We start from the raw sequence: 26,586 nt of genomic DNA, 5'->3' as shown, positions 1-26,586 counted from the left end.
ATACTTTGAAAAGCAAAAAAGGAAAGCCCTAATTTCCTGTTTGAAATCAGAGCTTTCCAGCAAGAAAAAATATTTATTTTGCAATGGGGACTGTAAAGTAAAACCTTACGCCTCCGGGCTGGTTTTCTGCACCATAGGGAAGATGTTGCATTGATAAAACCTGTGCGACAATAGCAAGCCCTAAACCCGAACCGCTATATTTGGAGTTCTTGCTACGGTAGAATTTTGTCCATATTTTGGGCAAATCCTCTGGTGGGATCGGCGGCCCCTGATTAAAGATAGAAAAATCGAGCATATCGTCATGTTCTTTCAGACGCAGTTTCAAAACACCACCTGATTGCGTATTTCGCTTTGCATTGACGAGCAAATTGTCCAACACCTGTTCCATTCGGCGCTTATCGGTTTCAACATAGACGGGGTGTTCCGGCAATTCATATTGCAAATCAAAGTCCACATCCGGGGCATCAATCAATAACCGTCCGGCAACAGTTTCCACAAACTCAACAAAGTCAAATCGTTCCGGGAAAAGCTGGGTGGCTCCGTTTTCCAGAGCAGACAAATCAAGAAGCGTTGTAATGAGGTTACTCATGCGCTCTGTTTCAGATACAATGATGCCCAAATACCTTTTTCTTTTTTCTTCATCTGGCTCGTCTTGCAAGCCCTCGGCATAGGCGCGGATCACGCCTAATGGGGTTTTCATTTCATGGGAAAGACTGTCTACCAGTTCTTTTCTCTCCGCTAATAAGAGCCTTTCGTGTTCTACATCTTTTTCAAGCTGATTATTTGCAGCGTGTAATTGTGAAAGTGTCTGCTGCAAATTTTGGGACATCTTATTAAGATTTTTCGATAGATCACCAAATTCATCATTTGTTTGGATTTCACAAGAAGAAGAAAAATCAAGCTGCGCCATCTTTCGAGCTGCCCGGCTTAATTTATCAATCGGCTTTGAAATAAAACGCCCCATCAAATAGTCAACCACCAGAACCAGCAATGTAACAAAACAAAGCCAGAGAAGAAAAGAAAAATCCTGTTCAATAGGTAGCCGTGTTGCCACGATATAAGAAACAATCAAGAGCAGCCCTGCAATTTTGGACACCATTATGATTTTTTTGCGGACAGTTCTTAATGTGAAGTTATCTTTTACGTTCATGGCGTCACCTCAAACTTATAACCTGAACGGATCAGTGTTACTATATGTTTGCCTTCATCACCTAACTTCTGACGTAAGGTTTTAATATGCGTGTCTACTGTCCGGGTTGTTCCCTCAAAATCGTACCCCCAAATTCGATTAAGCAGTTGTTCGCGGCTGAAAATTTGTCCGGGGTTCGCCATGAAAAAGTGGAGAAGTTCATATTCCTTGTGGGTAAGTACAATTTCCTTTCCATTGACAAATACCTTGTGAGAGGCTGGGATAACAGAAATTTTCCCAGCGTTTATTGCATCAGCCGGAAGAACAGAAGAACGCCGTAACAAGGCATTTGCTTTCGCTAACAGCACTTTAGGGCTGAATGGTTTTGTCATATAATCATCCGCGCCCAAATCATAGCCTTTTAGTTTATCTTCTTCGCTCCCTTTGGCGGTCAGCATAATAATGGGAAGATTGCTCATTTCTCTTGCTACCTTACAGACCGAGAAGCCGTCAAAGTTTGGCATCATAATATCCAGTATCATCAAATCCATTGGATTATTTTTTAATATCATCAAAGCGTCTATGCCGTCATCAGCCGTGAAACAGGTGTGACCGCCACGCTGCATATATTCAGCAATAATATCCTGCATATTCTTTTCATCTTCGACAATTAGAATATTTGCCATAAAACTGACCCCCTTTTATGTTTGCTTATAACGCCGATCTATTGGCTTTTCTGCCTCCTTGGGGATCAGCCAGACACCGGCCATTTTCACAGCGCCGGGAATACGCCCATCGACGCAGTAATAGTTGACTTGACGGGACGAAATGCCCCATTTTTCGCTTACTTCTTTAAGTGTCATGTAGTCCATGCTTGCACCTCCGACAACATCTATCATTATATTTCATTATCTCGAAGAATACAAGGCGTGAGAGATGTCGAAAGCGTAAAACAAACAGAGGCCGCAAATTGCAGCCTCCGCTCGTAAAAGGGCTATTGATAAATCAGCTCTGTCAGCACAATTTCCTCTACCTGTGCTTTCAGCGTGTTCATCAGCCCCACCCAGCGCATAGGGTCACGGGCTTTCAGTTCTTCGGTGACGCCCGCCGCCTCCATCATTCGGGGCAGCATGGCGTCCATCCGTTCACGCGCCGCCCGGTCAATCTCCAATAGGTGCGGGTACAGCTTTTCGCTCAAAATCAAACTGCTGTAAAGGCCAGGCCGGTGTTCCTTCAGGTAGCGTTGCCGCATATGGCCATACTTGCCGATGGAGGCCTCCGGCTGCTCGGAAAGTTTCAGGTCGGGGATGTAGTAATCCCCGCAGCGGGTGTAAGTCAATTCGTTCATGTTCGTCCTCCTTTACACTGTGACGGTTAAACTGCGGCGCTGGCCGATACAGTGGCCTTGCGCGGCTCCTGCCTGGGTAACTGGCTGACGGTGGTAAAAATGCCTTTTTCCATGTCCTCGGCCCGGATCGCGGCCTTTGCCGCCTCAACTTGGGCCTTGCGCCTGGCATTGTAGCGTTCTTCCCATTCCTTCTGCTTGCCATTTGCCTTGCGGCGTAAGTAGTTCTGGTGAAGTCTGTCCTTGCGTTCCTCCTTCTTCCGCAGTTCTTCCTGTTCCTCCGGGGTCAGGGGAACCGGCTGCAAGGCGGGCGGGATATACCGGCCCACAAAGTTGAAGTAGATTTCAACCTCCTGCGTGGTGTCTTGGCTGCCTTTCCGGGCGCGCTCATGGACAAGGATTTTCTCTACAAACTCGTTGAGCATGGTGTTTGTCAGCGTGTCGAAATTCTCGTACTTATCAATCAGAGCGATAAACTTCTCCGCAGATTTCCGGCCCTGCTCATAGCCGATAACGGCCTTTTCCAGTTCCGCGATTTCCGCATTGAGGGCGTCCTGCTCTTTGGCGTACTGAGCGTCCAGCGCCTCATACCGGGCGTCCGGCAGCTTACCCAGGGCGTTGTCCTCATAGATTTTGCAGATCAGCCGTTCCAGTTCCCCGGCCCGCTTTTGGGCGGCGGCCAGCCGTTTCCGCTTTTTGGATATGTCGGCGGTCTGTTGGGCGGCCTGCGTTTCCTGGACGGTGCGGATAAACTCAGCCCGGTCATTCCTGGAATACTCCGCGATGGCCCGGAGCATATCGGTTATCAGGGTCAGGACAGCCTCGGCCCGGATGCGGTGCTGTGTGGGGCAAAGGGAGCCGATAGGGTACTTGCTGTACTGGCTGCAAGTAAACTGTGGGTCACGCTTGCCGTTATTGACGCGATGGACATACATCTTGCCGCCGCAGTCGGCACAGTACATCAGGCCGGTCAGGGGATGGGCCTCGCCCCAGCCGTCCGGGTAGCGCCGGACGTTCGCCCGGATGCGCTGCACATTGTCAAAGGTTTCCTGGTTGATGATGGCCTCATGGGTATTCTCGAAAATCGTCCACTCGCTTTCGTCAACATAATGGCTTTTCTTGTCCTTGAAGTGCTTGCGGGTCTTGAAATTGATGGTGTGGCCCAGGTATTCCCGCTTTTTCAGGATGTTCACAATGGTGGATGATCCCCAGCCGTAGGGGTCTTTGACCGGCTTTGACCTGTTTACGCCTTCGTGAAAGCGTGCCAGATGGACAGCGGGGATTTCAACCTTTGCCTCGGACAGCAGCTTGGAAATTTGGTAGGGGCCGTAGCCCTCCATCGTCAGGGAAAAGATGCGGCGTACCACTTCGGCGGCTTCTTCGTCAACAAGCCAGTGTTCCCGTTTTTCGTCCCACAAATAGCCGTAAATGACAGTGCCGGTCAGGTGCTTGCCGCTCATGCCCTTGGACTTGAACACGGAGCGGATTTTCCGGCTGGTGTCGCGGGCGTAAAACTCGTTCATGATGTTGCGGAATGGGGTAAAATCGTCGTCGCCTTTCAGACTGTCCACGCCGTCGTTGATGGCGATCAGACGGACACCGCGCTGCCGCAAAATCTCCATGACCTGTCCGACTTTCAGATAATCGCGCCCCAGGCGGCTCATGTCCTTTATGACGATGGCCTCCACCCGTCCGGCCTCGACTTCCTCCATCATCGCCAGAAAGCCGGGACGGTCAAAGCGGGTTCCCGATACGCCGTCATCGGTAAAGTGAGTGGGGTTCGGTAGCCCATTCCGGCGGGCAAACTCCTCTAACATCTGCTTTTGATGGCTTATGGAGTTACTCTCGCCCTGTAACTCATCATCGCGGCTCAAACGCTCATACAGTGGGGTGATTTTCTCGTTTCTCATGGCTGTACCTCCTGAAATGAAAATGCTCTAAGTGACTGCTTCACTAACCATGACAAAAAACATGATTAAGAAGTCACTTAGAGCATACATCTCCCGCGCTCTGCTTGAATACTTTGTACTGCCGCAGAGCCACGCTTTCCGGGTTCTCCCGTTCTATGGCCTGAAACAGTAAATCCAGGGGGGAGAGATACTCGTCATCCTCCTCTCGAACCTCCGCGTATTCCAGCACCCGCATGACCATGGAGAAGTTCTGCTCATACTCCGGGGCCTCCTGGAACAGCATGAGGATGATGGCCTGAAGGAGCGCCGTCTCGGCTTTGGTCCAAAACGGATCAGATTCATGGCTGCCCTTTGGTGTGGTAGCTTGAATGAGGTTATTGACCAGCTTGAGGACATCTTTTTCGTCTCTCAGATAGCGGAATGGGTTGTATCCGTCCGACTCCTCCAGGTTGACCAGGTTGAGCACCCGGATGTCATATCCTTTGCTTTTCAGCCACCCTCCGGTCGCAGTGAGCACCTCCATTTTCGGGTCAGTAATGACATAATTGGTGTTGGCCTCCAGAATGTTTGGTTTCACATAGCTGCGGGTCTTGGCCGCGCCGCTGCCGCCAATAACCAGGACGTTGAGGGAGCGGCGGTGTTTGTGGGTGTCCAGGCCCAAGCGGACATGGCGGGTCAGGATCTTGTTCTCTTTTTGGCGGAACATGGCGTTGACCTGCCGTGGAGAGCCCCAGGTGGCGGAGCCGTGCTCCTCGCCGTCCCGAGTGCGCCGCTGTTCCGAGGCGTAGATACATAGGCCCATGATATAGAGGCTGGTGCAGATCAGGATGGACAGCAGGCTTTTGTCTGTCCAATGGATATCCAGCGGGTGCTGGAGCGCCGTTGCCAGGTTGGTAAGAAGTTCCGGCAATCCACGCCCCAAGGATTGGGCAATGAGCAATGCACCCCAGACCACCGGAACATAGAAAAACAGGGCCAGGACAATGTCCCCGGCCCTGGAGCTTTGTTTCAGGAAATTCACCTCCAAGAAAAACACAGGGGACTCAGCGGATGGATTCGTCTGCTGAGTCCCCCTATTTATGGTGTGATGATAACACACGGAATGTGCTGTTGTTTGGCGTAAGCGATGGTATTTCTGGTTCCGCCGCTCTCACCCGTATAGACCGCGATCACCCGTCCGGAGTGATCTACCATCCATTCATTGCGGCGCTGGTATGCGGAATAGGAGAACTCCTGACTAATACAGCGCACCAGATCTGCCTGCCGTATCACCTCCACATAACGACTAGTCCAAGACGCACTCCAATGAAGCCCAAAATTTTCATACGGAAGTGCGCAGATCAGCTTCAGTCGGTCATCTGATACTCTGCGTTTAAGAACCAGCTCTGCCGCGCAAATATCTACCCCCTTTGCCATACCTGAAATAAAGGTAGTAAACCCATCTTCTATCGCTCGGTCGATTTCCAGTCCTAATCGTACACATAACTGTTCTTCTGAGATGTTCAGCTTTTCTGGTCTGTGTCCCGTAAAGCAGCAACGGTGCTGCCGTAGTTCTTGCTCATGCATAAACCACTCCTCCTTCGGCGTAGACTATAACATTATCTAATGTAATAGTCTATACCTTCGAGTGAGCAATTCCATATTATCTAACTATAGCATTAGATAATAGGAGCATGAGATATGGTGAAACTGAATGTGTTGGAATTGCTGGAGAAACAGGGCAGGACAAAATATTGGCTCTATAAGCAACTTGGAATGAGCTATCAGAATTTCAACCGCATGGTGAACAATGAAACTCAATCTATTAAATTGGAGCGAATTGAAACCCTGTGTTTATTGCTAAAATGCACACCAAATGACTTGTTTGTAATTGATTGTGAGTGTGAACATACTCCCCAACAGTAGGGGCATTATCTCTGTTTGGGGTGTCCTTTTTGTTTACTTCTGGCCGGAGCCGCTTTGTGCTGCCGATTCAGCTGCTCCTGGTACCCCTTTAGCTGTGCCAGAACAGAGGGGCGCTTATGGGTCGTCTCCGTACTGATTTCGCTCTTGGAGATACTGGAGCTGCCGCTGATACCGGCCAAGTCGAACTCCGACCGAGACTCTTTTTTTGGCGTTTTTTCCTCCCGGATCACTGAATCCCGCATGGGGGATTGCTCCTTGGCTGGTGTACTCTGGCGATCCTGCGGAAGGTATCGGATGCGCTCAAAAATGAGATTGGCGCGCTCCAGCTCTGTGACTGGCATGGCCACATCTACCACCTTGCCGCGACCATCCGAATCCCGGATGACAGAAAATAGGATCTTCTGTTTGACTGCCCTCTGCTTGAATGCCTGATACTGTTCCGGCGACATGGGGAACATTCGGATATCCCGTGTCTCCCGGAGCATTTTTCCCATGTTGACCTTCCCGGACAGGGTCTTGTGATGCTTTGCCAAAGCCAGCGTGATGGCCAGTAGATTTTTGAGAGCGGATGCACCCAGCCGAACCGTCACTTCTGTGCCGGTCAACATCATGCGAACCATTTGGTCGGCAGCCTCACCGCCTCCGATGTTCATCGTGTTCCACCTCTTTTCCTCTTGTTTCGGTTTTGCGGATATCTTCTTCCATCTGCTTACTTGCCGTCTGGATCTCCCGACACAGAGCCAGCTTTTTGCGTTCTGCGCGGATCTGCCGGTTCAGATCGGCAAGTTGGTTATACACCTCTGTTTTTTCTTTTGTCAGATGCTCTGGAGGGATGCCGCACTGTTCCAATAGGCGTACGGCTTGCATGTAGCGGGCAAACTCATCTTCCATGCCGGACAGCCCATTCTCATAGAGTGCCTTGGCCGGTGCCAGGGCCTCCACATCCGCCAGGGCGTCGTACAGCGCCTGCCGCTTCTTTTTGCGCACATTGAGGATGGTGCGCTGCTTCATCAGATTGGCCAGAGTTTCCTCTGTGCGGCTTTGATAGGCGGTCATTTCGTCAGTGGTGGAAATGTTGTTCTCTCGCAGGAAAGCGAACTGTGTTCGGTACTGCTCAAACTTCATGACTTCCTGCCGCAGGTGCGGCGTCATCCTGGGGGGATACTGTCGCTGTTCGATTTTTCCCAGCAGGTAGAGATAATGAACGTACAGGGCCAAAAAGCCCGTGTATTTGGGGTGTCTGCGGTAGGGACGAAACATGGGTCTGTCCGCAAAAGCGGCCCGTTGACCTGTCTCGATTTCCTCCAAATTGCCCAGGATGGCGGCACGGATACCGTCCTCTGTGAATGCGGCATTTTTTCTGCCTGGATACTGAAACCGCTCCTGCCCCCGCAGACGGAATCCCAGACGGTTTCCGTGGCGGATCTCGTAGCCCTTGTGCTCCATGAGCAGGAAGAAGTGTCCCAGGTCATTGGCGTCCTCAATGGACTCCCGGAGATCTGCCTCCAGCATGGAGCGAAAGGTAGGTTGACCCTTGGATTGACGCAGCCACTCCAGATAGCTCATGGATTTGGAGGACTCTCCAGAGAGGATCACGGAGAGGCCGTGCTCCCGGCACAGCCGGTCTGAGATGGCCCGGATCTGGCAGTAATAGCTTCTGGCATTGCTATGATATTTCTCGCCGGTGTCCGCATTTACGGAGTTGAACACAATGTGCGAGTGGATATGCCCTCGATCCACATGGGTGGCAATTACCGCCTCGTAACCGTTCAGATGCTCCGCAGCGAAAGTCTTGGCAATTTCCAGAGCCAGCTCGGGAGAGATTTCGCCGGGCTTGAAGGACTGGACAATATGGTAGTACTGGACGCCCCCCATGTTTTCGGTGTCCCGTTTGGTCTCCAGCATCTGACGGCACTCCCGGCCTGGTTCACAGCCCTGATGGGCTGTGAGGATCTTCTGCTCCGTCTTATCGCCGTTGAGGATGTAGTCGATCCCGATATCCAACCGACCTTTTCGAGCCAGGATCTTGGTGACAGCCATTACGGATTGGCCACCTGGTACATCAACTCATAGACTTTATCTAGCAGGAACAGTCCACGCCTGGCATCCTCTGCCGTGGCGATACCGGCATTGACACTGCGGGCAATCTGGTTGATGTTATTGCCGATGTGATGGATCTCCGTGCGGAGGTCCTTGATTTCCTGGGAGGGTCTGGCCCGGATCGGAGTCCCATCGATGAGCCGGACGATATAAGCCCGTTTGCATAGTCCGCAGAGTTTGGCCTGACGGCAGAGCTGCTGATACTGCTCCGCCGTCAGCTCGATGTGCAGATGGTGTTTTTCTTTTGGGAGCCCCAAGCGTGCCTCCTTTCTGCGGCTCTGCCGCAAACCTTCCGCCTGCAGGCGGCATTGGGGTCAGGGGTTTCCCCTGCAAGCGCGCAAAATGTACATTTGCGCTATGCTTGCCCAACGCCGCCCCTGGCGGCGTTGGTGCGGCCCCGCCGAAGCGGGGCCTTTTCTCATGCGGTAGGTGGATTATGATTCGGGCAGGCAGAGCCTGCCAACTCCTCGAAAAAGAAAAATCACCGCTCTGGACCAGAGCGGCGACACTTATTGTGGGCTGGAATGCTCAATATTCCTCTGGCATGATCATCTCCACACAAGGGTGTCTATGTTAGCACCCTGAATGTCAAAAAATCCGGGCAGGGTGTCTTATATGACACCCTGCCCAAACTACAATATACTACCAGAAAACTCATCAAGGACAATCGGCAGACAGTACGCCGTCACGCACCCTGGGCCAGTTCCCATGCGATCCGTTCCTTGGACAGGGCGGCGTAGGAATCCGTAACCTCGATGCCGGTGGCGGAGTAGCCCTCCAGCACGGCGGCCAGCACCGTGCTGCCGGAACCGGCAAAGGGGTCCAGAATATGCCCGCCCGGCTCGGTGATCTTCACCACGTCCCGCATGAGCTGCAGGGGTTTTTCCGTCAGGTGGATACGGTTCTGGGGATTGCCGTACTTGAATACGCCGGGCAGACAGGGGACAGGCCTGCTGATGGGCATATCCCCGTTGGACCCCCAGACAATGTACTCAGCCTGCTGGCGGAAGCGGCCCTTCTGGGGACGGCTGTTGCCTTTGTCCCAGACAGCTGTGCCGCGCCAGATCCACCCCGCCCACTGGAGCGCATCGGTGGCCGCGGGGAGCTGCCGCCAGTCGATAAACATGCACACAGGGGCACCGGGTTTACAGACCTTGCGGGCATCATAGAGCCATTCGGCGGCCCAGCGGGTCCAGGATCGCTGATCCTTGGAGTCGCCGTCAAAGGGAGGGGGTGCGCTTTCCCCCATGCTGGAATATTTCTTGTCGGTGGACTTGTTTTTCTCCGCCTGGGTCCGGCCCCCGGAGGCATAGGGGGGATCGGTGATGACCGCATCGAAGGTATTAGGGGCAAACTCGCGCAGGACCTTCAGTGCGTCGCCGTGGATGATCTCCCAGCTGGGATGAATCGCAGTGATGTTATCGCTCATAGGCATGTTTCTCCTTCTTTCCTTTGGATTGATTTTGGAGCGCGGGCAGATCCGTCTCCACATATTCGCTGATGATACACAGCGCCTCATGGTAAGTGTGGCAATTCCCTCCGGTGATGCGGTCGCACATCTCTTTGGCTTGGTCACCCATGCCATGCTTCCGGAGCGTTCTGGACGCTGCCCCCATCAGGTTGAAGATGTTACCGTCTTGCTCAATCAGCGAACAGTACGGTTTTGCTCGCTCCTGCTGGTTCGGCTGATCCAGGAAACCACCCAGCCGATTGGACACATAGTCGGACAGCCAAGTGCTGCCAAACTGGCTGTGCGTCTGAATCCGCCACATCGCGAGCTTTCCCACATTCAGCTGTACCCCCTCAAAAGAGAACAGCAGGTTTGTGAGGCCGTTGTGCTGAAATGTGGCCACATGTTCAAATTTGGTGCCATTCAGCAGGATTCCTTCCTGGGTGAGCAGATCATTGATTCCGTCCACCCATTCCTGAAGGTCGCCGCCGCAGCCCTGGAGGATCAGCCCCTCCTCATCGGTCATGTGCCGCAAGTCCTCCGTGGTCTTTTCTCGGATCATTTGACCTCCTCGCGCTTGGCGCTTTTCTTTCTTCTGGGCGAAGTGCGTCCCTTCGTTTTCAAATCGGTTACCACTGGGATATCCAGTTTATTGGCGCGATGGATCTCCGCCCACATCCCTTCCGTGACCGGTCCATAGACATTGACCTGCTGACACTTTTCTACCAGCCGAAGGCCCATCTCCCGTGCGGCCTGATCCTGCACCGGATTGCCCGGATCTGCGATGGGCGGGAACATGAGATGGGGGCAGACTGGGATGTCGCCCGCCTGAAAGACTTCCTGGGCTTTCTGTCTGGCGAACTCAATGTTTTTCTCTACCTCACCTCGGAGGGGCGCGCAGATGTACACCAATTTGGGTCCGTGGTCTTTTGCCGGGACTTGAATGCGAAAAGTCTCCACATAGTCGCTGGCCATTTGCCGGAGCTGCCGGTAGTCCTCCAGGGAGGGATGGTAGGCATACCAATCGATCCGGTCACCATCTACCCAAATATGCGGATCAACGCCATCCCGCAGGTAGGGGTTGTTGGGGATCTTCTGTTTTCCCCATACATCCTTGAACCGAAGAGTCAGCTTGTCCACCACACCCTGATTGCTGTCCAGCAGCGTCAGGCGGAGAGCCGCATAATGATCCGCATGGCCCAGTGTAACAAATTCAGCCCTCACCTGACGATTTCTGTCCAAGCCACCCAGGCAGGCGCGGCCTACAAAGACCGGATCATGGATCACAGACCCGTCCGCAAACAGTTTGCGGAGTTCCTGCTCAAAAAAGTTGCTCATCTGCTTATCTCACAGCCTTTCTGTTTCTTTGGGGGAGAAGGAACTGGCTGTTGAGGAGCCAGTTCGTCTCGGGACGAATCCCGGATCACAGAACGGTTTTTCCCGCTGATCACCAGGGTGTCCAGTGTATCGTTGCGGATCTCCTCACCGCTGATCACCAATGCGCTGCCTGTCAGACGCACATCCCCGGATACTTTGCCATAGACCGCGCAGTGGCCGGACAGAATGGGAACACCCATGGTATCTTTGTCATTGAGGATCATGGAAAAACCGGAGGCCCTTGCAGAGGCGCTGAGCACAGCGCCGCGTATATAGGCATTGTCCTCTGCCCGCGTATGACCGGAAAGGACAGCGCCCATAGAGATATAAGCGTTGTCGCAGACGACCGCCTCTCCGCGCAGAACAGCCCCCTTGTCAACATAGGCGTCATTGCAGGCAATGGCATCGTCAAAAATCCATGCGGTATCGTCCGGCTCAAAGGAAAGGTTGCTCTCGCTCTCCACGAAGCCACCTAAATCACCGGCCCTGACCTCCGCACTCACATCCCGGAGTGCCCGGATACGATGAAGAAAGGGATACTTTTCGTGCGAGATCTCCGTGATCTCATATTTCTGATTGCTCGTTGTTCTCATCTCCTTTTTTATGCAGCATTTTGGAACAGACTCTCCTGCGCATCTTCCAGACGGAACTCCGCATCAATGTCAGAGAAGGTCTTGCTGCGATTGAATTTCTCGCTCACCTTGTTGGGTAAGGCCTGTAGCTCCAACATCCGTTCCCACAGGTTTGGGTGGTAGTTATAGAGATGGCGCAGTTCTTTTCTTTTGGCGTTAGGGCAGAACCAACAGCCCCCGCGGGTTGTAAATGTGTAGACAGGCGAAAGCAGCCCTGCCCGCTGGCAGAGCTGCTTTGCATCTTCCTCTGTGCAGTTGTACTTGTCCAGTAAGGAGACCCGGTTCCCGGCCAATCGAAGCAGCCGTTCCTGCTCGTCCTTGGCGATCCCAATATACTGAACTGTGTCGGGCGGCAGCGATTTTTGGTATCGCAGGATCGGCTTCAGCTTGCAGTCTCTCTGAACAGCACACCGTCCGCAGATGGGAAAAGAACGCAGAAGGCCCTTCTTGGGACCGCGGGTGATTTTGCCTGTGAAGAGATCCACATACGTTTTCTCACTGCGCAGGACGGTTACCTTCACACCCCTGCGTTCTAAAGCCGGAATGGCGGTGGTGTAGATAAAATCTCGGTGTTCCGGCACCTCGCCGGAGATCTCCTTGTCGAACATGACCTCACAATATACTGCCTCATCCAGGGGCTCCCCATGTTCCAGAGCCAGTAATATGGTGGCAAGACTGTCCTTACCAAAGGAACAGGAGGCGACATGTTTCAACGGTCCGACACACCTGCTTCCTTGATGCGACAGGCGTTGCACAGTACCTCCGCTTTCTCCGTCTGCTCCCAGGGCGCGTCTGGATGGGTAAAGTGTCCATAGTTGCAGAACTGAGCGAAGATGGGCTTGTCCAGTCCGAGGGTGTGACGCATCCCGGCGGGGGTCAAGTCAAAGACTGCCCGGACGGCCTGTTCCAGCACCTCATCCCGGTATTCGCCGGTCCCATCGGTGTCCACATTGGCCGCCACGGGTTCAGCCTTGCCAATGGCATAGGCCAGAGTGACGGTACAGCGATCCGCCAGACCGGCAGATACAATGTTCTTAGCAATATAGCGGGCCATGTAGGCTCCGCTGCGATCCACTTTGGTGGCGTCTTTTCCAGACAGCGCGCCGCCGCCGTGAGGGGCCAGTCCGCCATAGGTATCCACCATCAGCTTGCGGCCCGTGAGGCCGGTATCCGCCTCAAATCCGCCGTAGACAAACCGCCCCGATGGATTGATCAGGATCTCTGTATCCGCATCGGGCGGCAGCTCCCGCAGTGCGGGCTGGATCACATGGTCCATGAGTTCCGCCTGCAGCTGGTCCAGGTCTTTCTCCGGGTCATGCTGGCAGGACAGAACCACCGATGCAAGACGCACGGGGATATCGAAGTTGTACTCCACAGACACCTGCGCCTTGCCGTCCGGACGCAGGCCCTGGATCATCCCGGTTTTTCTGGCGTTGGTCAGCAGCCGGGTGAGCCGGTGGGCCAGGATGACCGGCAGAGGAAGATAGGATTCTGTCTCATCACAGGCAAAGCCATACATGATCCCCTGGTCGCCAGCCCCGGTCTGGACTCCTTCCCGCACAGCGTAAGCAATATCGTCGCTCTGGTCGTGGGTGATGACCTCGATCTCATAGTCCAGCTCAGTGTACCCAGCTTCCCGGATGGTCCGGCAGACAATGGAGGGGATATCCGGCATGACCTTTGCCGAGATTTCTCCGGCCACCAGCACTTTGCCAGCTGTGGCCAGTACTTCGCAGGCCACATGGGCGGAGGAGTCACCCTTGAGACAGGCATCCAGAACAGAATCCGCGATGGTGTCGCAGAGCTTGTCAGGGTGGCCCTCGGTAACAGACTCTGCGGTCAAAATGTATTTATCTCTCATGGTCGATTTTCCCTTTCTTTTTTATGTGTTGGTCGCCAACGATCCGTCCCTGTTCTCCGGCTGCCGTTCGCACAGGAAGGATCTGCATGTTGTCGTACAGGGACTTGTATCGCTGAATCTGCTCATCCGTCAGGGAAATAAAGTCCTCCTGGCCAAGTCCAGCGATGAAGAAGGTGCCGCGGATGATGTCATAGGGCAGATAGTCCTTATCCAACAGCGGACGATTCATCGGCAGACCAAGGAGCTTTCCCTCAGAATTGCACACCACGGCCACCAGCTCTTGGAACGGATACACAGCTTCAATATCTCCTCCTACGAGCTGCTGCATATCCGCGAGGCTTTCAATCTCCTGCACACGGCAGGGCTTTTGCGGTTCTACCACTAATACTTTCATGTGCGATCATTCCCCCTATCGCTCTTTCCCACGTTGCTTCTTGGGCAATTTGGCCTGCCCGCCGCAGATACGGTTGAGTTTACTGCTCGCTTGATCCAATTCCTTAGCACAATACTCCCATGCCTGTTTTAATTTGGACAGTGGCAGTCCGTTCTGGCGGTAGCCATCCCGAATGCCCTGGTAATAATATTCCGAGGGCAGGGCGGGAGAGCGCCACCGATCCCCATCTGTCATCACGTAGGCCATGACGGTCAGCTGCCGCCCTGCATTATCCCGCACAGCAACAGACTCTTTTTCGTATAGGTGGGGATATCCCTCATAGAGATCGAGAGACCGCTCACAGCCCGGTGTGATCCGCCAAAGTAGGCCATGTACCTGCTGCCCTTCCTTGGGCTTGATGGTGGCAACGCCATTTCCGCTTGCGTTGCCGCGAAACAGCAGTTCATATCCCTCCAGCACGACCGGCCCCACCACCTGGGCCGCGGGACAGCGGTAGGCCATCTGAACCAGGTTGATGTTGCTGCCGTAGGCGAAATACAATTTATCTTCAGCTATGGTTCAACACCTCCAGCGCGCCGATCTTCGCCAGCGCCATGATCATGGTCTGCGCCTGCGCCTCCACACCGCGATCCGGCAGAATGCAGTCCTGATCCGTCATGCGGATGAAATTGCTGCGAAGCTGCCAGATATAGCTCTCCGTGTCCGGAAACTCCGTAGGATCAAAGGCAGCTTTCCGAAGCTGGTCCATGATTTCTGTCCCGGTACCCTCGTACACGGTATCTTCAATGCGTATTTTCATCGTGCCACCTCACTGCTTCGGTTTTTCTTTTTCTTATTGACATCGTAACTGTCCTTGTCATAGCGCCATGCCCGATCCCCGTCCAAGTTGGCCAGAAGATGATCCCGCGTGTGCTTGAACTCCGGTCCATTCAACCCAAGGCGTACCAACCACACCCGGAAGGTAAACAGTTCGTTGTCACTTTGCGTTTTGCGCATGACGGTGCTGCGCTGGGCGATGGCTTGGGCCGATATGGCAAGGCACAGATTCACATAAGCGGCAGCCCGGCCCGCATGGAGAGTGGAGTTAAAACAGCGAAATTCCACGGTTCCTCGGTAAAACACAGAATGGAGATTGAGCGCATAGTACCGCGTCCAGTTGTAGTGCTCTGTACTGCCGTTGTCCCCCTCGTACCAGATGGCTTCCAGCTGTGTCAGGTTTTTGGTTTCTTCGGATGAAAGCTTGCGTGCCTTTTGCAGCATGGGTTCCCGTACCTTCTGACACCACCTGGAGGCCCGAGACTCATTGACCTGCAATGCCTTGAACAAAATATCCTCTTTGGAATACATGATCCCGATGAGATTTTTTAGCGACTGCCGGTTGTGGTTTGCAGCATCCACATGGATGTGGATACCGCAGGAGGAATTGACTTTTCCTCCTGCGGTGCGGACACGGCGGACGCATTCCTGGAATTTGGGTAATTCCGCATAGGTCAGTTTGGGTGTGACCATTTCTACACGATACCTTGGATCTGAGGTGGAGTTGTATCTGGCTCCCACTTTGTGTTCGCCGCGGATGCTGCTGTCACTCATCAGCCGCCATTCTTTTCCTGCCTCATCCCGCACATACCAGCTGTCGTAGTAGTCATCCCCCTGGCGAGACTCTGTACCAAAATAATCCGCTAAGGCTTGGGCGGCCTGCTCTCGGGTGATGCCGGTCAGCTCCACTTCCACGCCGAAGCACTGATCTTTCAGCCCTATTTCACTCATGCTGCCGGTCCTCTCAGTTCCTCATCCACTGCCCGGATGCGGCGGCCAATGGCCTCGATCACAGTAACGGTGACGCTGTTTCCGGCCTGCTTGTAGGCCTGGGCATCTGAGGTGATAGCCAGGATCTTGTCGATCTGTTCTTCAGCAAATCCCTGGAGCCGAAGGCTTTCACGGGGCATCAGGCGGCGGATACGTCCGCCACGCTCCACGATACCTTGGATGCAGCTGGTTTCCAGCGTGTGTGCGATATCCCGTCCTACACGCCCGCGGCGTGTATTGCTGCCCGCATATCCCAGGTCAACGGTATCGCCCACCATCGCCTCCTTATAGCCGCGTTTAGTCGCTTCTTTGATCAGCAGGACCCCAGAGCGTTCGCCACGGTGGTTACAGAGTGTCGTTTGACTATATCTGGCAGTCAGACACCTGGCATTTTCAGTCGGTGTCGGCCTGCCGATACACAGATCCACAAAACAAGACTGTGCCGCGGTAGGCTCCATCAGATACAGTCCGGTCTTTACTCCTTTTCCTCCGCCTCCGGCAGTCTGTGTGCAGGCGGCCCCTCCGGGGTCATAGACTCTTGAGCCCTGTGGGCCTCCGAGGACTTGTATAAGAGCTTTCCCGTCTGTTCCGAAGACAGGAAGTATTTTTCCGGCGCATCGGGGATCAAGATATCCGACAATGAACACCCGCTTTCGGACCTGGGGGACACGGAAATCCGCGCTGTTAAGCACCATCCATTCCACGCGGTACCCCAGGTCATTAAGCGTGGCGAGGATGGCAGAAAACGTCCGGCCCTGGTCATGCGTAAGCAGTCCTGGAACGTTCTCAAGCAGAAGATACGCAGGTCGTCTGGCTTGAGCCAGGCGGGCAATCTCAAAGAAGAGAGTGCCTCTGGCATCTTCAAATCCCTTTCTTCGGCCAGCGTTTGAAAATGCCTGGCAGGGGAATCCCCCGCACAGGAGGTCGAAGTCGGGCAGGTCGTTGGGGTCGATTTTTCTTGCATCTGGATAGTATCGCTCCTCCCTTCGAATATCATGGATGGCACGGTAACTGGCGTCAGCATATTTGTCGATCTCACAGTGGCCCACGCACTGGAAACCTCCGGCCCGATCCAGTCCGGCTCGGAATCCGCCGATCCCGGCGAACATATCAAAATAGCGTATCAGGTGATCTCGTCTCCTTCCTGCTGCAGGGCAAGAAGAAAGCCGAGGACATTCTCATCCATGTCCCCGGCCTGTGCCTGCTGGCTTTTTTCTGTTGTCAGATCCAAATTGCGCAACTCTTCCCGAATCAGCCCACGGATGGCAGACAGGAGGGCATCCTGTTCATGGGCTTTACACACCATCCGACACACAGCGTCTGTCCGCTGCCCGGCAGGGATGGAGCTAAGAATGTGCCATGCATCACGCTGTTGGGGTGATGTCAGAGAAAAAGAAAGGTTGAGCCGCCGCTTACCTGCCATTGCCGACACCCCGCGACATCTGCCCCACAAGGCGCTCATATCCTTTAGCGTTCAGGGATACGTCATCCAGGATAAGCGGGCGGCACAGGCCGTCTGTGGCCGAAAGGTGGCGCTTTAAGAGCGCCGCTCCGCCGCCCAGGAAAATGGCGGGCATGGCTCGGATGTCCAAGCCGCTCTCTGTGACTGCCGAGAGCAGGTTTCGGGCGTACTTGTCCGCCTGGGCATGGATGACCGCTCTGATCCGCTCGTCCATCCCGCCGGAGCTGCCCCGCAGGGCGCTTTCGATCTGAGCGGTCGTCATGGACAGTCCGAACAACCGGCGCACCTGTTCGCTGATTTCATCGACACAGCGGATCATGCCCAGTTCCAGACTCCGGCAGGAGGCAGCGTTGGGGATGCGGTTGTCCAGCCGCATCAGATCCACCGTCCAGCCGCCTATGTCTGCCACAATGACGGACGGTTCGTCCAGCAGCTCCGTCTGGGTCAGGACGGCAGCATAGCCCTGGGGAAACAGGGACACCTCTTGGATGGTGATGGTATAGTCCTGCCCCTCATAGCGAAAAGGAATGGTGCTCCCATCCCGGTACAGGTACGAACGGAAGGACTTCTTGTCCCGACCAAAGCTGGTCAGGGGCAGGCCCGCCGCCAGGTGGATGCTGGCGGTGTGCTCTGCACCCCGGTGCTCCAGCTCCTTGGCGATGGCTGCCAGGGTAAGCAGATAGTAGTCCTCTGTCTGAGTCTTGTCTCTCTGAAGGGGCTGGCGACCGCTGCCCACCACATAGTATCTGCCGCCGTATTCCAGCACATCTTTCTGGGTGTACGGCTCATGTTCGTACTCCACTAACCCGGTGGGAAAGGAAAAGTGGACAGTTTTCATGGCTGCATAGCCATGATCCACGCCGATCACAATTACATCATTCATCTGGTATCGTGCTCCTTCCGATCATGTTGTTTCTGAGGATTTAGATGGTAGTTTTGCAGTATCGCTGTGTACAGCTTTTGCTCAAATGCCCGATATGCCGGTGTGGTGCGGTCGATAGGGAGAAGGACGGCCCGTTCGTAGCAGGTTCCAGGTACGATCTCCCAGCGGATGGCATGGAACTGATCCGCCAGCAGATAGCGCATGAGCTGATGACCGTTCATCATTTCAAACATCCCGCGGGAGTCCTCATAAGGGAACTGCTTATATAGCTCAAAGCCTGTCAGCCTTTGGGCTGTGAAGTACAGCTTGAAGCCCCCTGGGTCCAGTTCTGGGGCGATCTGCTCATAGAATGTCTTTGCGTCCATCTCAACCAGCCCTTCTCCACTTTTGGGTCAGCCGTTCCAGAACAGTCAGCCTGCCGGACACTTTCCGCGCCGAGAGATCCAGTCCTTTCATCTGGTTTTGGATACGGCGGTGGATCTGCTTGAGCTGCCGCCTGTCGCCGCAGCCCTCCAGCACTACATAGCTGCCTTTTCCGTTGGCCAGCACCTCACGCCGCCCGGTATCATCCCGGAGACTGGCCATGAGACGCTGACCCAGGCGCTTGCGGTAGCTGTCCTGGAGGGCCTCTGCATCTCCGCACACGCCATGCTTTTTCAGGATCGCGGCGATCTCGCTGGAGTGGATCTCCATGCCCTCGAACAACGCCTCCAGGATCTCCTGCTCCGCCTCTGGCGGCAGTCTGGGCGGAGCAGTCGGCTTGGCACCCTCATTTTCCCGGTTCATCGTTCTGCCTCCTTTCGCTTCTTTTGAGGGGAACGCGGTGCTTTTGCAGGCTGCGGATCACCGCGCCAGGTTTCTGGAGCCATGGAATTAATATGGCGGAGCATATCCCGCACGTTTGCACAGGTGAATTCCGGCTGTTCAAATCCATGGCGCTCCGTGTAGATGGTCCACTTATGGGTCTCATGGGGACTGTCCCGTATGACCACAAAATATCTCCCGTTGCGGTCACCATGCAGAGGTTCAAACCGCACGTCATCATAGAGCGGGCCAGACAGCGGGCAGTTGTTCTTAAACCAGACATAGTAGTTGTCCAGGATATACGGGTCGGTGATCCCCATGACCACCTTGCTCAACTTCTGGAGCCGTCCGGCCAGCGCGTCATCCTGACAGAACCAGTCATACCACCCGGCCTCACACTGAGCGGCACGATCTTTCGAGGAAAAATCCCCGGCACGGAACCGCTCCTGCCACTGGCGGACACTCATTTCCGTCATAGCGTCCCCCTCTCCGGCAGGAGGCGCTCCATGAGGTCGGCAATGGTCCGAAACACCTCTGCCAATTCACGGGATTCTTTCACCGTATTTTCCATCTCGTCCCTGGTCATGCGGGTGCATTTGGCCCAGATCCGGACATTTTCCTCTGTAGGGTCCAACAGCACCGCTTTTTCATATGCCTTGCAGAAGATCCCGGCGATCTTCCCCTCACGGTCGATCTCCGCGTCCTTTTCCTGGATTTCCTTTTTTGCTCTCAGGATGTCCAGCGCCTCCTGGGCGGCCTGCTCCCGCTGCTCCTCCGGCAGATCCTCCACCTGCTTGGTGATCTGGTAGCCTTGGTTGATGGACAGTTCCTTCTTGTCCAGCGCCTCCTTGACCGCTGCGGGGGCGTGCTCGTCGATCTGCATCACTTTGCCCATGGTCCGCTCACCCAGACCAACGGAGTCTGCCAGTTCTTTGCGGGTATCAACAGGAGGAAGGTTTGGCAATGTTGCCGAACCTTCCTCAGATGGGCGGTATGCCCGCCCTCCGGCAGACATATTGGCCTTGGCCCTGGCTTCGATCTCCGGCTTAAGCTTCAGGGCGATCTTGCCCAGTTCCCACTTGTCCAGGTTACGGCGGCCTTTCTGGGTATCCAGCGCCCACTGCTTGGCCTCCAGCAGATCGTCAAAGGCGAACACCAGCATCTGATAGGGCAGGCCGTGCTTGTCGCATAAGGATTTTCGGTTATGTCCGTCAATAACGACCAGATCCTCATTGACGATGATGGAGGTATAGCACCCATTTTTCAGGAGGTCCGTCTCCAGTGCGCCGAGCTGCTCCTCGCTCAAAGGCGGGAGCAGCTCGGCCATCTCAGGCAGCACGACAGGGGTGCGCTCTGTGCTGCTGTAAATGATCCCAGTATTCTTCATCAGGCGGCCTCACACTCGCCCTGGTTCTGCTCGGCAGCGGTCGCATCCTCTGCCCGACGGGGGGAGAGGAGCTCCACCTCCGTAGCCTTGATCAGGAAGCCGGGCTGGCGGGTGGGATCGTCAGAAAAAGTGATGGTCTCGAAGTCGCCGGAGGCGGCCAGCTTGCAGCCCTTCCAGGCATAGGCGGCACAGAACTCGGCCAGGGGGCCGCGCACCTTGATGGAGATGAAGTCGGTGAGCCGGTTGCCGTCCTGATCCCGATAGCGGCGGTCCGAGGCGATGCGCAGGATGGCATAGGGCTTGCCCGTGGTTTCGTTCATCTTCAGCTCCACATCATTGGTCAGATTTCCAGTGGCAGTGATCTTCAACATCGTTCATTTCTCCTTTTTCTGTTAGAATAGTTGGTTGTAAGAAAGAGGGGAACTCACAGCTTTTGTGAGTCCCCCAAGGGCTTAATACCCCGTCCGGGGCAGGGTGGGAATGACGGGCTTGCCGTACACCGTGGTCACCCAACGGCTGACGGCCTGCACCCACTGGCCGTTGTAGACGCCGCCCACGTCGGCCACATTGACAAACGAAGTGGAGGCCAGGTTGTCCACGGCGGTGCAGTGGAGGTACGGCTTTTCTACCTGGGCAAAGCCAGCAGGGGCCTGTCCAAAGACGAACATGACCTCTGTGATCCGTTCATTGCTGGCAAGGCCCAGTGCGGTGGCCGAGGCAGCCAGGGTGTAGTTCTTGCTGGTGGACAGGTTGTCTGCCAGGGTCCGATACTCGCCACCGTTCACACGGTAGGTGATCTTATAGGTGCCGGGGAAGTTATAGGTTCCGGTGACCACCGTATCCAACCGCACCTCTGCGGGAAGGGTATCGCGCCAATAAAAACTATCCAGCCGGACATTGGATGTGTTGGCAATCCCAGAGAATGTGTAGCGCACCGGCTGGCCCGCCATGATCTCCTTGGGGCCGGTTTTGGTAATGGACACGCCGGTGGTCAGGCTCTTGTTGGTCACCTCAAATTTGACGATCTGTCCCTCATGTTCCAGATAGGCGGTGAGTTCCGTTTCATTTACGCCGTAATTGGCCGGAGCCTTGACCTCCCGGATGGTATAGCGGGAGAGAGGCAAAGGTTTGGACACGGCCAGCCCTCGGCTGTCGGAGCGGATGGTGTCCACTAGATTACCCGCCTTATCATAAATCTCAAATACGGCCCCCTCCAGCAGCGTTCCGGCAGGCAGGCCGTTGGTGGGGTTGTAGTCGGCAGACTTCTTGACAATCTGGATCTGGCCTGTGATGGCCCGGTTTTCCCAGGTGATTTCCGTGGTCTCGCCAGGCTTTATATAGACGGTTTTCAGCTGTTCGTCTACGATGTAGCCCTCGTTCTCCAGCTCCCGCAGATACACCTTGCCAGACAGATCCAGGGTGTCAATGTAGGCGTATCCGTTCTGGTCGGTGGTGAACTGATCCACAGGATTCATATTGCCGTCGTAGAGGAGGAAGGTCACGCCGTAAATGCCCTTTCGGGTGTCTGCGTCGATCTTGTGCAGCAGGATGCCGGAGAATGCCTTGTTGGTCACCGTCTTGCGGGTGGTCTCTCCGTCCTTGACGGTAAAATAGATGGGCGTATCATCCAGCTTAAATCCATCCGCAGCCTTGGTCTCCTGGGCATAGTAGTCGCCAGCCTCCAGGGGCAGAAACACTTTTCCATCCTTCCCAGTGGTCACGGTATCCACCAGAGCGTCGTCGCTGACGCGGCGGATTTCAAAGGTGACGCCGGAGATGGTTTCCGTTTTATCTGCCTCATTGACTTTGGTAAACTCCACACCGCCTACCGGCGAATTGTAGAACCAGAGTTCCTGTGTATCGACCGGGTTGACCACCACCGTCTGGCTCTGGGTGTTGGGGTCGATGGTGTACCCAGGGATGCTTTCCACTTCAGTTACTACCACTGTGCCGGTGATGCCGGAAAGGACGATCTGGCCCTCCGCATTGGTCCAGTACAGGCCATTGGAGGACAGCTTACCGCCCTCGTCTGGGAGATAGGTGCCATCCGCATAAGTGATCTTGAACTGCACCCCCTCCAGCGGGATCTTGTCCTTGCTGGACAGCTTATGGATGATGAGGTTTCCCATAGGCTGGTTGCGGAACTCTACCGTGACGGTTTGCCCTTCCTTGACCTGTACGGTTTGGGGCGTACCTTGCGTCCCTCCGGGTCATAGATGGAGAATACAGCCCCTTCCAGAGGGAGCTCGGTCCCTTCCTCCAGCTTCACAATCTTTAGGGCCGTCTCGTCCGGGCCGGGTTCCCCGCCGTCCGCATAACTGCTGATGGCGGCCACATCCAGCCGCACATTGTTGTCCAGGTCGCAGATGTAGTTTTGCAGTTCGCCGTACTTGTCCTTCTCCTGGCACACAGCGTACATGGCAGCATACTGGGCTACCGGTGCGGAAAGGGAGAGCTGCACATTACCGGACTGTCCCTCCACACTGCTGGCGGGATAGAGCACCTTGAATGTGCCCGCGTAGCCATCCGAGGTGGGCTGGGTGGTAACGGCGGTGATCTCGTTGTTGTTGGCATCCACGATCTTTGTGCCATCCGGAACACTGCCGGGATCAGAGAACGATACGGTCACATCATAGTCGTACACCCAGGTCTCGCTCCAGACAGTAAATACCTGTTGCAAGTATGCCTGGCCGTCGATGGTCACGGGGTAGGCCGTAGACTTGTCCGCTGTGACGGTCATCCGGGGAGAGAGCATATAGTTGTAGGTCGTACCCCGCTTATAAATGTCCTTGGCAGCAGCTAGGATGCGATTGCCAATGTCCAGTTCAGAGCCGGTCAGGCCGGGGGCTACCTTCAGATTGGCGATATTCCAGTTGGGGAGCAGGTAGCACCAAAGGGCCATTTTGGTGGCGTAATATGCCTGATATTTGTTGTCCAGGTTTAGCTCCCCCAGGCTGCGGTGAGGGTAGCCGTTGGAGATGATGCCTACCACCTTGGGGTCGCTGGCCTTTTCCTCGGCCAGGTACTTGATGCTCTCACCAGGGCCTACGCTCTGCGGGACTCCGGGGGTGGTGGGGTTGACGCAGTAGGCTGGGGACTCCTTTGTTGTTCCATCATTGGATTCGTACAAAAAGTAGGTGTATGTCTGCTTTTTGACTGCTCCGTTGATAGAGAGATAGCCCAGTTCATAGTCTCCATTGTAGATGTTGACCTCGCCTAGGGCTTCTTCCACACTGTCTGCGGCAAAGACTGATGTGGGCAGGATGCCAAGCAGCAGGATACAGGCCAAAAACAGGGATAGCAGTTTTTTCATAGCGCCTCCTTCAAAATGGGCGGAAAGAGGTGTTGAACATACGTTGCTCACCACCTCTTTCTAAACATGATTTAGTTAAGATTCAGAAGAAGCAAAGAAAAAAGCGCAGTGCGTTTCCTTGTGTTGAGAGAAAACGCTCTGCGCTTAAAGTTCTACGGCCCGGACGCACCAGCGGTATTCCTGCTGATCACGGACACAGGTAAATAGGGTAATGCGGTTGTCGGTGGTAGAGGCTGTGTCGCTGGTGTCTGTCTCCAGTACCTTTTCTACACTGACCACCTGATAGGTGCGTGTGCCCAGTTTGGTAGTCCAGGTAATGGTATCGCCTGGCTCCAGGGTATGCAGGTCTCCAAAATCATCCCGGACTCCGCGGTTGTGACCCGCAATACAGCAGTTTCCATCCCAGATGCTGGTGCCAGGGAAATGACCGGCCCCTTTTGCCAGAGTGCTGCTGTCTGTCCCTTCGTAGACCTTGGTAGACAGGCCGATGGCCGGGATCTTGAGTGTCCCCAGGTGTCCGCCGGAGTAGTAGAGATCGCTGGTGACGGCGGTATAGCCGACGTTCTGGCCAGAACTGCTCCCATTTCCTGTGTCGATCACAGGATAGTTGACGCTCCCGGTCTGGGACACCAGCCCGCCACCATCCAGAGCACCGGGGATGAGATTGGGCGTCAGAGGGTCGCCGCTGCCGGGGAGGTAACTGGTAGGTGTGCCAAATCCAGGCGGGATCAGGGCGGTGTTCTTACTCCGGTCTACATTGGGATCTTCCCATTCGTAGATGGTGTCATCGCTGGTAGGTCTGCCGAATAGGTAATCGTCCGGGGCCTCCATGGTATATTCCAGGGCGCTGGCCTGTCCCACGCACAGGGTGCATAGCATTGTGGCCAGCAGAAGTGCTCTCAGCTTCAGTTGAATCAGCTCCTTCCTTTATACCGCTTGAACAGGAAAACCCCACCTGCAGTCAGCAAGAGAATCGCGCCGCCAATCAGGAGGGGCTGTTTGATGTCGATATCTGCCATGGCCCCGTTTGAGTTTTCGCTGGAAGGGGTATCTGTGGGGGCCGGGTCAGTCTGCTCCGCGGGGATCTCCATGCTGCCAAAAATGGCGGTATAGGTCAACACAGAGCAGTTGGTTTTGGAAACTTGGCCGGTATAGTCTGCCGTAACAGTGTAGCCAGTAGCATAGGTGCTGCTGGTAGTGCCGGTATATTTGGCAGTGGCGGTATAACGGGTGACGGCCCCATCCGCCCCAGCTTCACTGGTCTCGGCCCACTGGACGTCTGCCAGAGTCAGGCTTTTCCCATTGTCCTCAATGCTCTTTGGAATCAAAGATACATCCGCTTCCGAGAGATTGGGATAGGTGCGGGTGGCGGAGAGATCCTTTGTCCGGGTAGCATAACCGTCTGCCGCTACCTTGACAGTGGTATGATCCAGTGTCAGAGTGCCAGTATAACCGTCCTCTGTGGTTACCTCCATCTGCGGTTCCAGACTCTGGAGGATCTTCTCCATATTGTTGGTCTCACTGGCCAGAGTTTTGGTCTGGGTGATGGTCTGAATGTCCACCCCAACCTCGTCCTTCCGCGTCATGTCCAGCAGATAATAGAGGCGGCCATCCCGCTCAAAATCCTCGGTGGGAATCTGGGAGGGGTCATCTGCCAGGGACAGCTGGTACACTTTCTTGATCCTGGGGCTGTCTCCCTCCATATACTCCTCCACCGATGTGGGGTAGTAACTGGCACTTTGCTCCGGTTCAGCGGCCAGAGCAGGGACAGATGCCGCCAGGAGCAGGGTCAGGGCGCACATCGTGGTCAAAATGCGTTTCATATTGGATTCCTCCTACAACAATTTTTCTTTTGATTTGCCGGAAATCATATTGTCATTTCTTCTTTTTGGAATTTTCACCCCCTTTCCCGGAGCACATTTCGTTGCAGCAGATACTCATTCCAATCCTTTCCCTGTGGCGGAAGTTGTTGAGACACCTCATAGTCCTTTGCGGAAAACATCTCTCGGAGCTTTTGGGTTGCCTGCTGACCATGTTCATCGTTATCCAGGCACAGAATGATCCGGCGTATGTGTGGGTTGTCTCGCAGATAGGTCCGCAGTCCTCCTTCGTACAGCCCACACAGCGCCACCGCGTTGGAGGTTACTTTCCGGTGCAGGGTGCAGAAGCTCATCAGGTCGATTGGGGCCTCAAAGACAAGAACTGCATCATGCTTCTTGCTGCAGTGAAGTCGAAATGCGATATCCTTATTGCTGCCTGGGACATCCCCCTTGAAGCTGCTGCTGTTCCAATCATAGGTTCCTCGTTGATTGGCAAATACCGGCGCTCCTGATTGGTCCCGGCCAACAAAGACACAGTTGTGATGTTGGGCGTCCTCGTACAGCAATCCAGCCTCCACAAAGCCCCGGATCACTTGGGGTGCGATCCCACGCTTGCGGAGATAGGCAAACACCCTTCGGTGATCCACGTTGGCAGGGGGGAGGGTAAAGGGGACCTTTTCCTCCTTTTCCTTGGTCTGCCGCGGAGTGCTCACCGAGGGAGAGTCACGGGCGCGGCCATGCCAGGTCAGCAGGTACTCCACGGCCTCCGGGAAACTTTTGTTATAGAACCGCTGGAGGAATGTGATGGCATCTCCGCCGATGCCCTCTGAGTAGCGGAACCAGGTACGTCTGTCCTTGATTCGGATGCTGTCCATCTCCTGCGTGGTGTAGTACCTGCCGATCCGCTTCACCTGGTAGCCCAGGGAGCTCAGCAGATCCGGAAGGTCCGTGTCTCGGACAGTGGCCATTTCAGCCTCTGTAAAACGCGTCCTTTCTGCTGTTTGCATC

General features: G+C 54.8%; 34 protein-coding genes. 1 reads left to right on the top strand and 33 read right to left on the bottom strand.

The window, feature by feature from the left end; all coding sequences use genetic code 11:
- Positions 1-73: 73 nt before the first annotated feature.
- From E0E41_RS01595 to E0E41_RS01565, 7 genes are all read right to left on the bottom strand, one after another.
- Positions 74-1,150 carry a HAMP domain-containing sensor histidine kinase gene (locus E0E41_RS01595; RefSeq protein WP_130868454.1) on the bottom strand — a complete coding sequence of 359 codons (1,077 nt, stop codon included), beginning with the start codon at positions 1,148-1,150 and terminating at the stop codon, positions 74-76.
- The gene (locus E0E41_RS01590) at positions 1,147-1,815 is read right to left on the bottom strand and encodes a response regulator transcription factor (RefSeq protein WP_130868453.1); all 669 of its coding nucleotides are present in this window, start codon (positions 1,813-1,815) and stop codon (positions 1,147-1,149) included. The genes E0E41_RS01595 and E0E41_RS01590 overlap by 4 nt, the downstream gene beginning before the upstream one ends.
- Positions 1,816-1,830: 15 nt before the next feature.
- Positions 1,831-2,001, bottom strand: coding sequence for a helix-turn-helix domain-containing protein (locus tag E0E41_RS01585; RefSeq protein WP_130868452.1), 171 nt, complete (start codon positions 1,999-2,001; stop codon positions 1,831-1,833).
- Between the two features lie 122 nt (positions 2,002-2,123).
- Positions 2,124-2,477 (bottom strand): TnpV protein, encoded by a 354-nt coding sequence (locus tag E0E41_RS01580; RefSeq protein WP_130868451.1) that lies wholly within the window; start codon positions 2,475-2,477, stop codon positions 2,124-2,126.
- A 26-nt stretch (positions 2,478-2,503) separates the two neighbouring features.
- On the bottom strand, positions 2,504-4,384 hold the full coding sequence (locus tag E0E41_RS01575; RefSeq protein ID WP_130868450.1) for a recombinase family protein: 1,881 nt from the start codon (positions 4,382-4,384) through the stop codon (positions 2,504-2,506).
- A 73-nt stretch (positions 4,385-4,457) separates the two neighbouring features.
- Positions 4,458-5,294, bottom strand: coding sequence for a type IV secretory system conjugative DNA transfer family protein (locus E0E41_RS01570; protein ID WP_242623649.1), 837 nt, complete (start codon positions 5,292-5,294; stop codon positions 4,458-4,460).
- A gap of 167 nt (positions 5,295-5,461) precedes the next feature.
- Entirely contained in the window at positions 5,462-5,950 is a 489-nt protein-coding gene (locus E0E41_RS01565) for an SLOG family protein (RefSeq protein WP_118642377.1), read from the bottom strand.
- A gap of 114 nt (positions 5,951-6,064) precedes the next feature.
- Here E0E41_RS01565 and E0E41_RS01560 point away from each other — a divergent pair, with 114 nt between their 5' ends.
- Positions 6,065-6,289, top strand: coding sequence for a helix-turn-helix domain-containing protein (locus tag E0E41_RS01560; RefSeq protein ID WP_118642375.1), 225 nt, complete (start codon positions 6,065-6,067; stop codon positions 6,287-6,289).
- 5 nt (positions 6,290-6,294) lie between these two features.
- Here E0E41_RS01560 and E0E41_RS01555 read toward each other — a convergent pair whose 3' ends face one another.
- From E0E41_RS01555 to E0E41_RS01435, 26 genes are all read right to left on the bottom strand, one after another.
- Entirely contained in the window at positions 6,295-6,942 is a 648-nt protein-coding gene (locus tag E0E41_RS01555; protein WP_130868449.1) for a DUF3801 domain-containing protein, read from the bottom strand.
- Positions 6,923-8,329 (bottom strand): relaxase/mobilization nuclease domain-containing protein, encoded by a 1,407-nt coding sequence (locus E0E41_RS01550; RefSeq protein WP_118642371.1) that lies wholly within the window; start codon positions 8,327-8,329, stop codon positions 6,923-6,925. Before E0E41_RS01550 ends, E0E41_RS01555 begins: the two co-directional genes overlap by 20 nt.
- Entirely contained in the window at positions 8,329-8,646 is a 318-nt protein-coding gene (locus tag E0E41_RS01545; RefSeq protein ID WP_087378833.1) for a plasmid mobilization protein, read from the bottom strand. Before E0E41_RS01545 ends, E0E41_RS01550 begins: the two co-directional genes overlap by 1 nt.
- Positions 8,647-9,074: 428 nt before the next feature.
- Positions 9,075-9,818: a DNA-methyltransferase gene (locus E0E41_RS01540; protein WP_207303184.1), complete on the bottom strand. Its 744-nt coding sequence runs from the start codon at positions 9,816-9,818 to the stop codon at positions 9,075-9,077.
- The gene (locus tag E0E41_RS01535; protein ID WP_130868448.1) at positions 9,808-10,401 is read right to left on the bottom strand and encodes a hypothetical protein; all 594 of its coding nucleotides are present in this window, start codon (positions 10,399-10,401) and stop codon (positions 9,808-9,810) included. Before E0E41_RS01535 ends, E0E41_RS01540 begins: the two co-directional genes overlap by 11 nt.
- Positions 10,398-11,177, bottom strand: a complete 780-nt coding sequence (locus tag E0E41_RS01530; protein ID WP_130868447.1) for a DUF7768 domain-containing protein — start codon at positions 11,175-11,177, stop codon at positions 10,398-10,400. The genes E0E41_RS01535 and E0E41_RS01530 overlap by 4 nt, the downstream gene beginning before the upstream one ends.
- Positions 11,174-11,809 carry a hypothetical protein gene (locus E0E41_RS01525; protein ID WP_130868446.1) on the bottom strand — a complete coding sequence of 212 codons (636 nt, stop codon included), beginning with the start codon at positions 11,807-11,809 and terminating at the stop codon, positions 11,174-11,176. The genes E0E41_RS01530 and E0E41_RS01525 overlap by 4 nt, the downstream gene beginning before the upstream one ends.
- A gap of 8 nt (positions 11,810-11,817) precedes the next feature.
- Complete coding sequence (locus tag E0E41_RS01520) at positions 11,818-12,561, bottom strand: phosphoadenosine phosphosulfate reductase (RefSeq protein ID WP_130868445.1); 744 nt, start codon at positions 12,559-12,561, stop codon at positions 11,818-11,820.
- Positions 12,558-13,709 (bottom strand): methionine adenosyltransferase, encoded by a 1,152-nt coding sequence (gene metK, locus E0E41_RS01515; protein ID WP_130868444.1) that lies wholly within the window; start codon positions 13,707-13,709, stop codon positions 12,558-12,560. The genes E0E41_RS01520 and metK overlap by 4 nt, the downstream gene beginning before the upstream one ends.
- Positions 13,699-14,103, bottom strand: coding sequence for a DUF3846 domain-containing protein (locus E0E41_RS01510; protein WP_087378824.1), 405 nt, complete (start codon positions 14,101-14,103; stop codon positions 13,699-13,701). The genes metK and E0E41_RS01510 overlap by 11 nt, the downstream gene beginning before the upstream one ends.
- Before the next feature lie 15 nt (positions 14,104-14,118).
- Positions 14,119-14,643 carry a gamma-glutamylcyclotransferase family protein gene (locus E0E41_RS01505; RefSeq protein ID WP_130868443.1) on the bottom strand — a complete coding sequence of 175 codons (525 nt, stop codon included), beginning with the start codon at positions 14,641-14,643 and terminating at the stop codon, positions 14,119-14,121.
- A 7-nt stretch (positions 14,644-14,650) separates the two neighbouring features.
- Complete coding sequence (locus tag E0E41_RS01500; RefSeq protein ID WP_006574419.1) at positions 14,651-14,902, bottom strand: hypothetical protein; 252 nt, start codon at positions 14,900-14,902, stop codon at positions 14,651-14,653.
- On the bottom strand, positions 14,899-15,870 hold the full coding sequence (locus E0E41_RS01495; protein WP_087378820.1) for an amidoligase family protein: 972 nt from the start codon (positions 15,868-15,870) through the stop codon (positions 14,899-14,901). Before E0E41_RS01495 ends, E0E41_RS01500 begins: the two co-directional genes overlap by 4 nt.
- The gene (gene dcm, locus E0E41_RS01490; RefSeq protein ID WP_087378818.1) at positions 15,867-17,018 is read right to left on the bottom strand and encodes a DNA (cytosine-5-)-methyltransferase; all 1,152 of its coding nucleotides are present in this window, start codon (positions 17,016-17,018) and stop codon (positions 15,867-15,869) included. The genes E0E41_RS01495 and dcm overlap by 4 nt, the downstream gene beginning before the upstream one ends.
- Before the next feature lie 14 nt (positions 17,019-17,032).
- Positions 17,033-17,332 (bottom strand): hypothetical protein, encoded by a 300-nt coding sequence (locus E0E41_RS18785; protein WP_227602958.1) that lies wholly within the window; start codon positions 17,330-17,332, stop codon positions 17,033-17,035.
- The gene (locus tag E0E41_RS01480) at positions 17,322-18,254 is read right to left on the bottom strand and encodes a ParM/StbA family protein (RefSeq protein WP_087378816.1); all 933 of its coding nucleotides are present in this window, start codon (positions 18,252-18,254) and stop codon (positions 17,322-17,324) included. The genes E0E41_RS18785 and E0E41_RS01480 overlap by 11 nt, the downstream gene beginning before the upstream one ends.
- A complete protein-coding gene (locus E0E41_RS01475; protein WP_087378814.1) occupies positions 18,251-18,619 on the bottom strand; it encodes a hypothetical protein in 369 nt (122 codons plus the stop codon). The genes E0E41_RS01480 and E0E41_RS01475 overlap by 4 nt, the downstream gene beginning before the upstream one ends.
- A gap of 1 nt (position 18,620) precedes the next feature.
- Complete coding sequence (locus E0E41_RS01470) at positions 18,621-19,040, bottom strand: synapsin-1 (Synapsin I) (protein ID WP_087378812.1); 420 nt, start codon at positions 19,038-19,040, stop codon at positions 18,621-18,623.
- Complete coding sequence (locus E0E41_RS01465; RefSeq protein ID WP_087378810.1) at positions 19,037-19,534, bottom strand: hypothetical protein; 498 nt, start codon at positions 19,532-19,534, stop codon at positions 19,037-19,039. Before E0E41_RS01465 ends, E0E41_RS01470 begins: the two co-directional genes overlap by 4 nt.
- Positions 19,531-20,445, bottom strand: coding sequence for a hypothetical protein (locus tag E0E41_RS01460; protein ID WP_087378808.1), 915 nt, complete (start codon positions 20,443-20,445; stop codon positions 19,531-19,533). Before E0E41_RS01460 ends, E0E41_RS01465 begins: the two co-directional genes overlap by 4 nt.
- Positions 20,445-20,816: a single-stranded DNA-binding protein gene (locus tag E0E41_RS01455; protein ID WP_087378806.1), complete on the bottom strand. Its 372-nt coding sequence runs from the start codon at positions 20,814-20,816 to the stop codon at positions 20,445-20,447. The genes E0E41_RS01460 and E0E41_RS01455 overlap by 1 nt, the downstream gene beginning before the upstream one ends.
- A gap of 81 nt (positions 20,817-20,897) precedes the next feature.
- Complete coding sequence (locus E0E41_RS19340) at positions 20,898-22,574, bottom strand: MSCRAMM family protein (protein WP_438819445.1); 1,677 nt, start codon at positions 22,572-22,574, stop codon at positions 20,898-20,900.
- A 17-nt stretch (positions 22,575-22,591) separates the two neighbouring features.
- Positions 22,592-23,758 carry a thioester domain-containing protein gene (locus tag E0E41_RS19335; RefSeq protein WP_438819444.1) on the bottom strand — a complete coding sequence of 389 codons (1,167 nt, stop codon included), beginning with the start codon at positions 23,756-23,758 and terminating at the stop codon, positions 22,592-22,594.
- Between the two features lie 144 nt (positions 23,759-23,902).
- Complete coding sequence (locus E0E41_RS01445; protein WP_087327452.1) at positions 23,903-24,637, bottom strand: class D sortase; 735 nt, start codon at positions 24,635-24,637, stop codon at positions 23,903-23,905.
- Positions 24,638-24,672: 35 nt separating this feature from the next.
- Complete coding sequence (locus E0E41_RS01440) at positions 24,673-25,581, bottom strand: hypothetical protein (RefSeq protein WP_087327449.1); 909 nt, start codon at positions 25,579-25,581, stop codon at positions 24,673-24,675.
- Positions 25,582-25,655: 74 nt separating this feature from the next.
- On the bottom strand, positions 25,656-26,546 hold the full coding sequence (locus E0E41_RS01435; RefSeq protein WP_242623648.1) for a toprim domain-containing protein: 891 nt from the start codon (positions 26,544-26,546) through the stop codon (positions 25,656-25,658).
- Between the last annotated feature and the right edge of the window lie 40 nt (positions 26,547-26,586).

Source organism: Intestinimonas massiliensis (ex Afouda et al. 2020), assembly GCF_900626285.1.
Classification (GTDB): Bacteria; Bacillota; Clostridia; order Oscillospirales; family Oscillospiraceae; genus Flavonifractor; species Flavonifractor massiliensis_A.
Note: the sequence above shows the minus strand (reverse complement) of the source record. Positions and strands in the feature narration are given on the sequence as shown.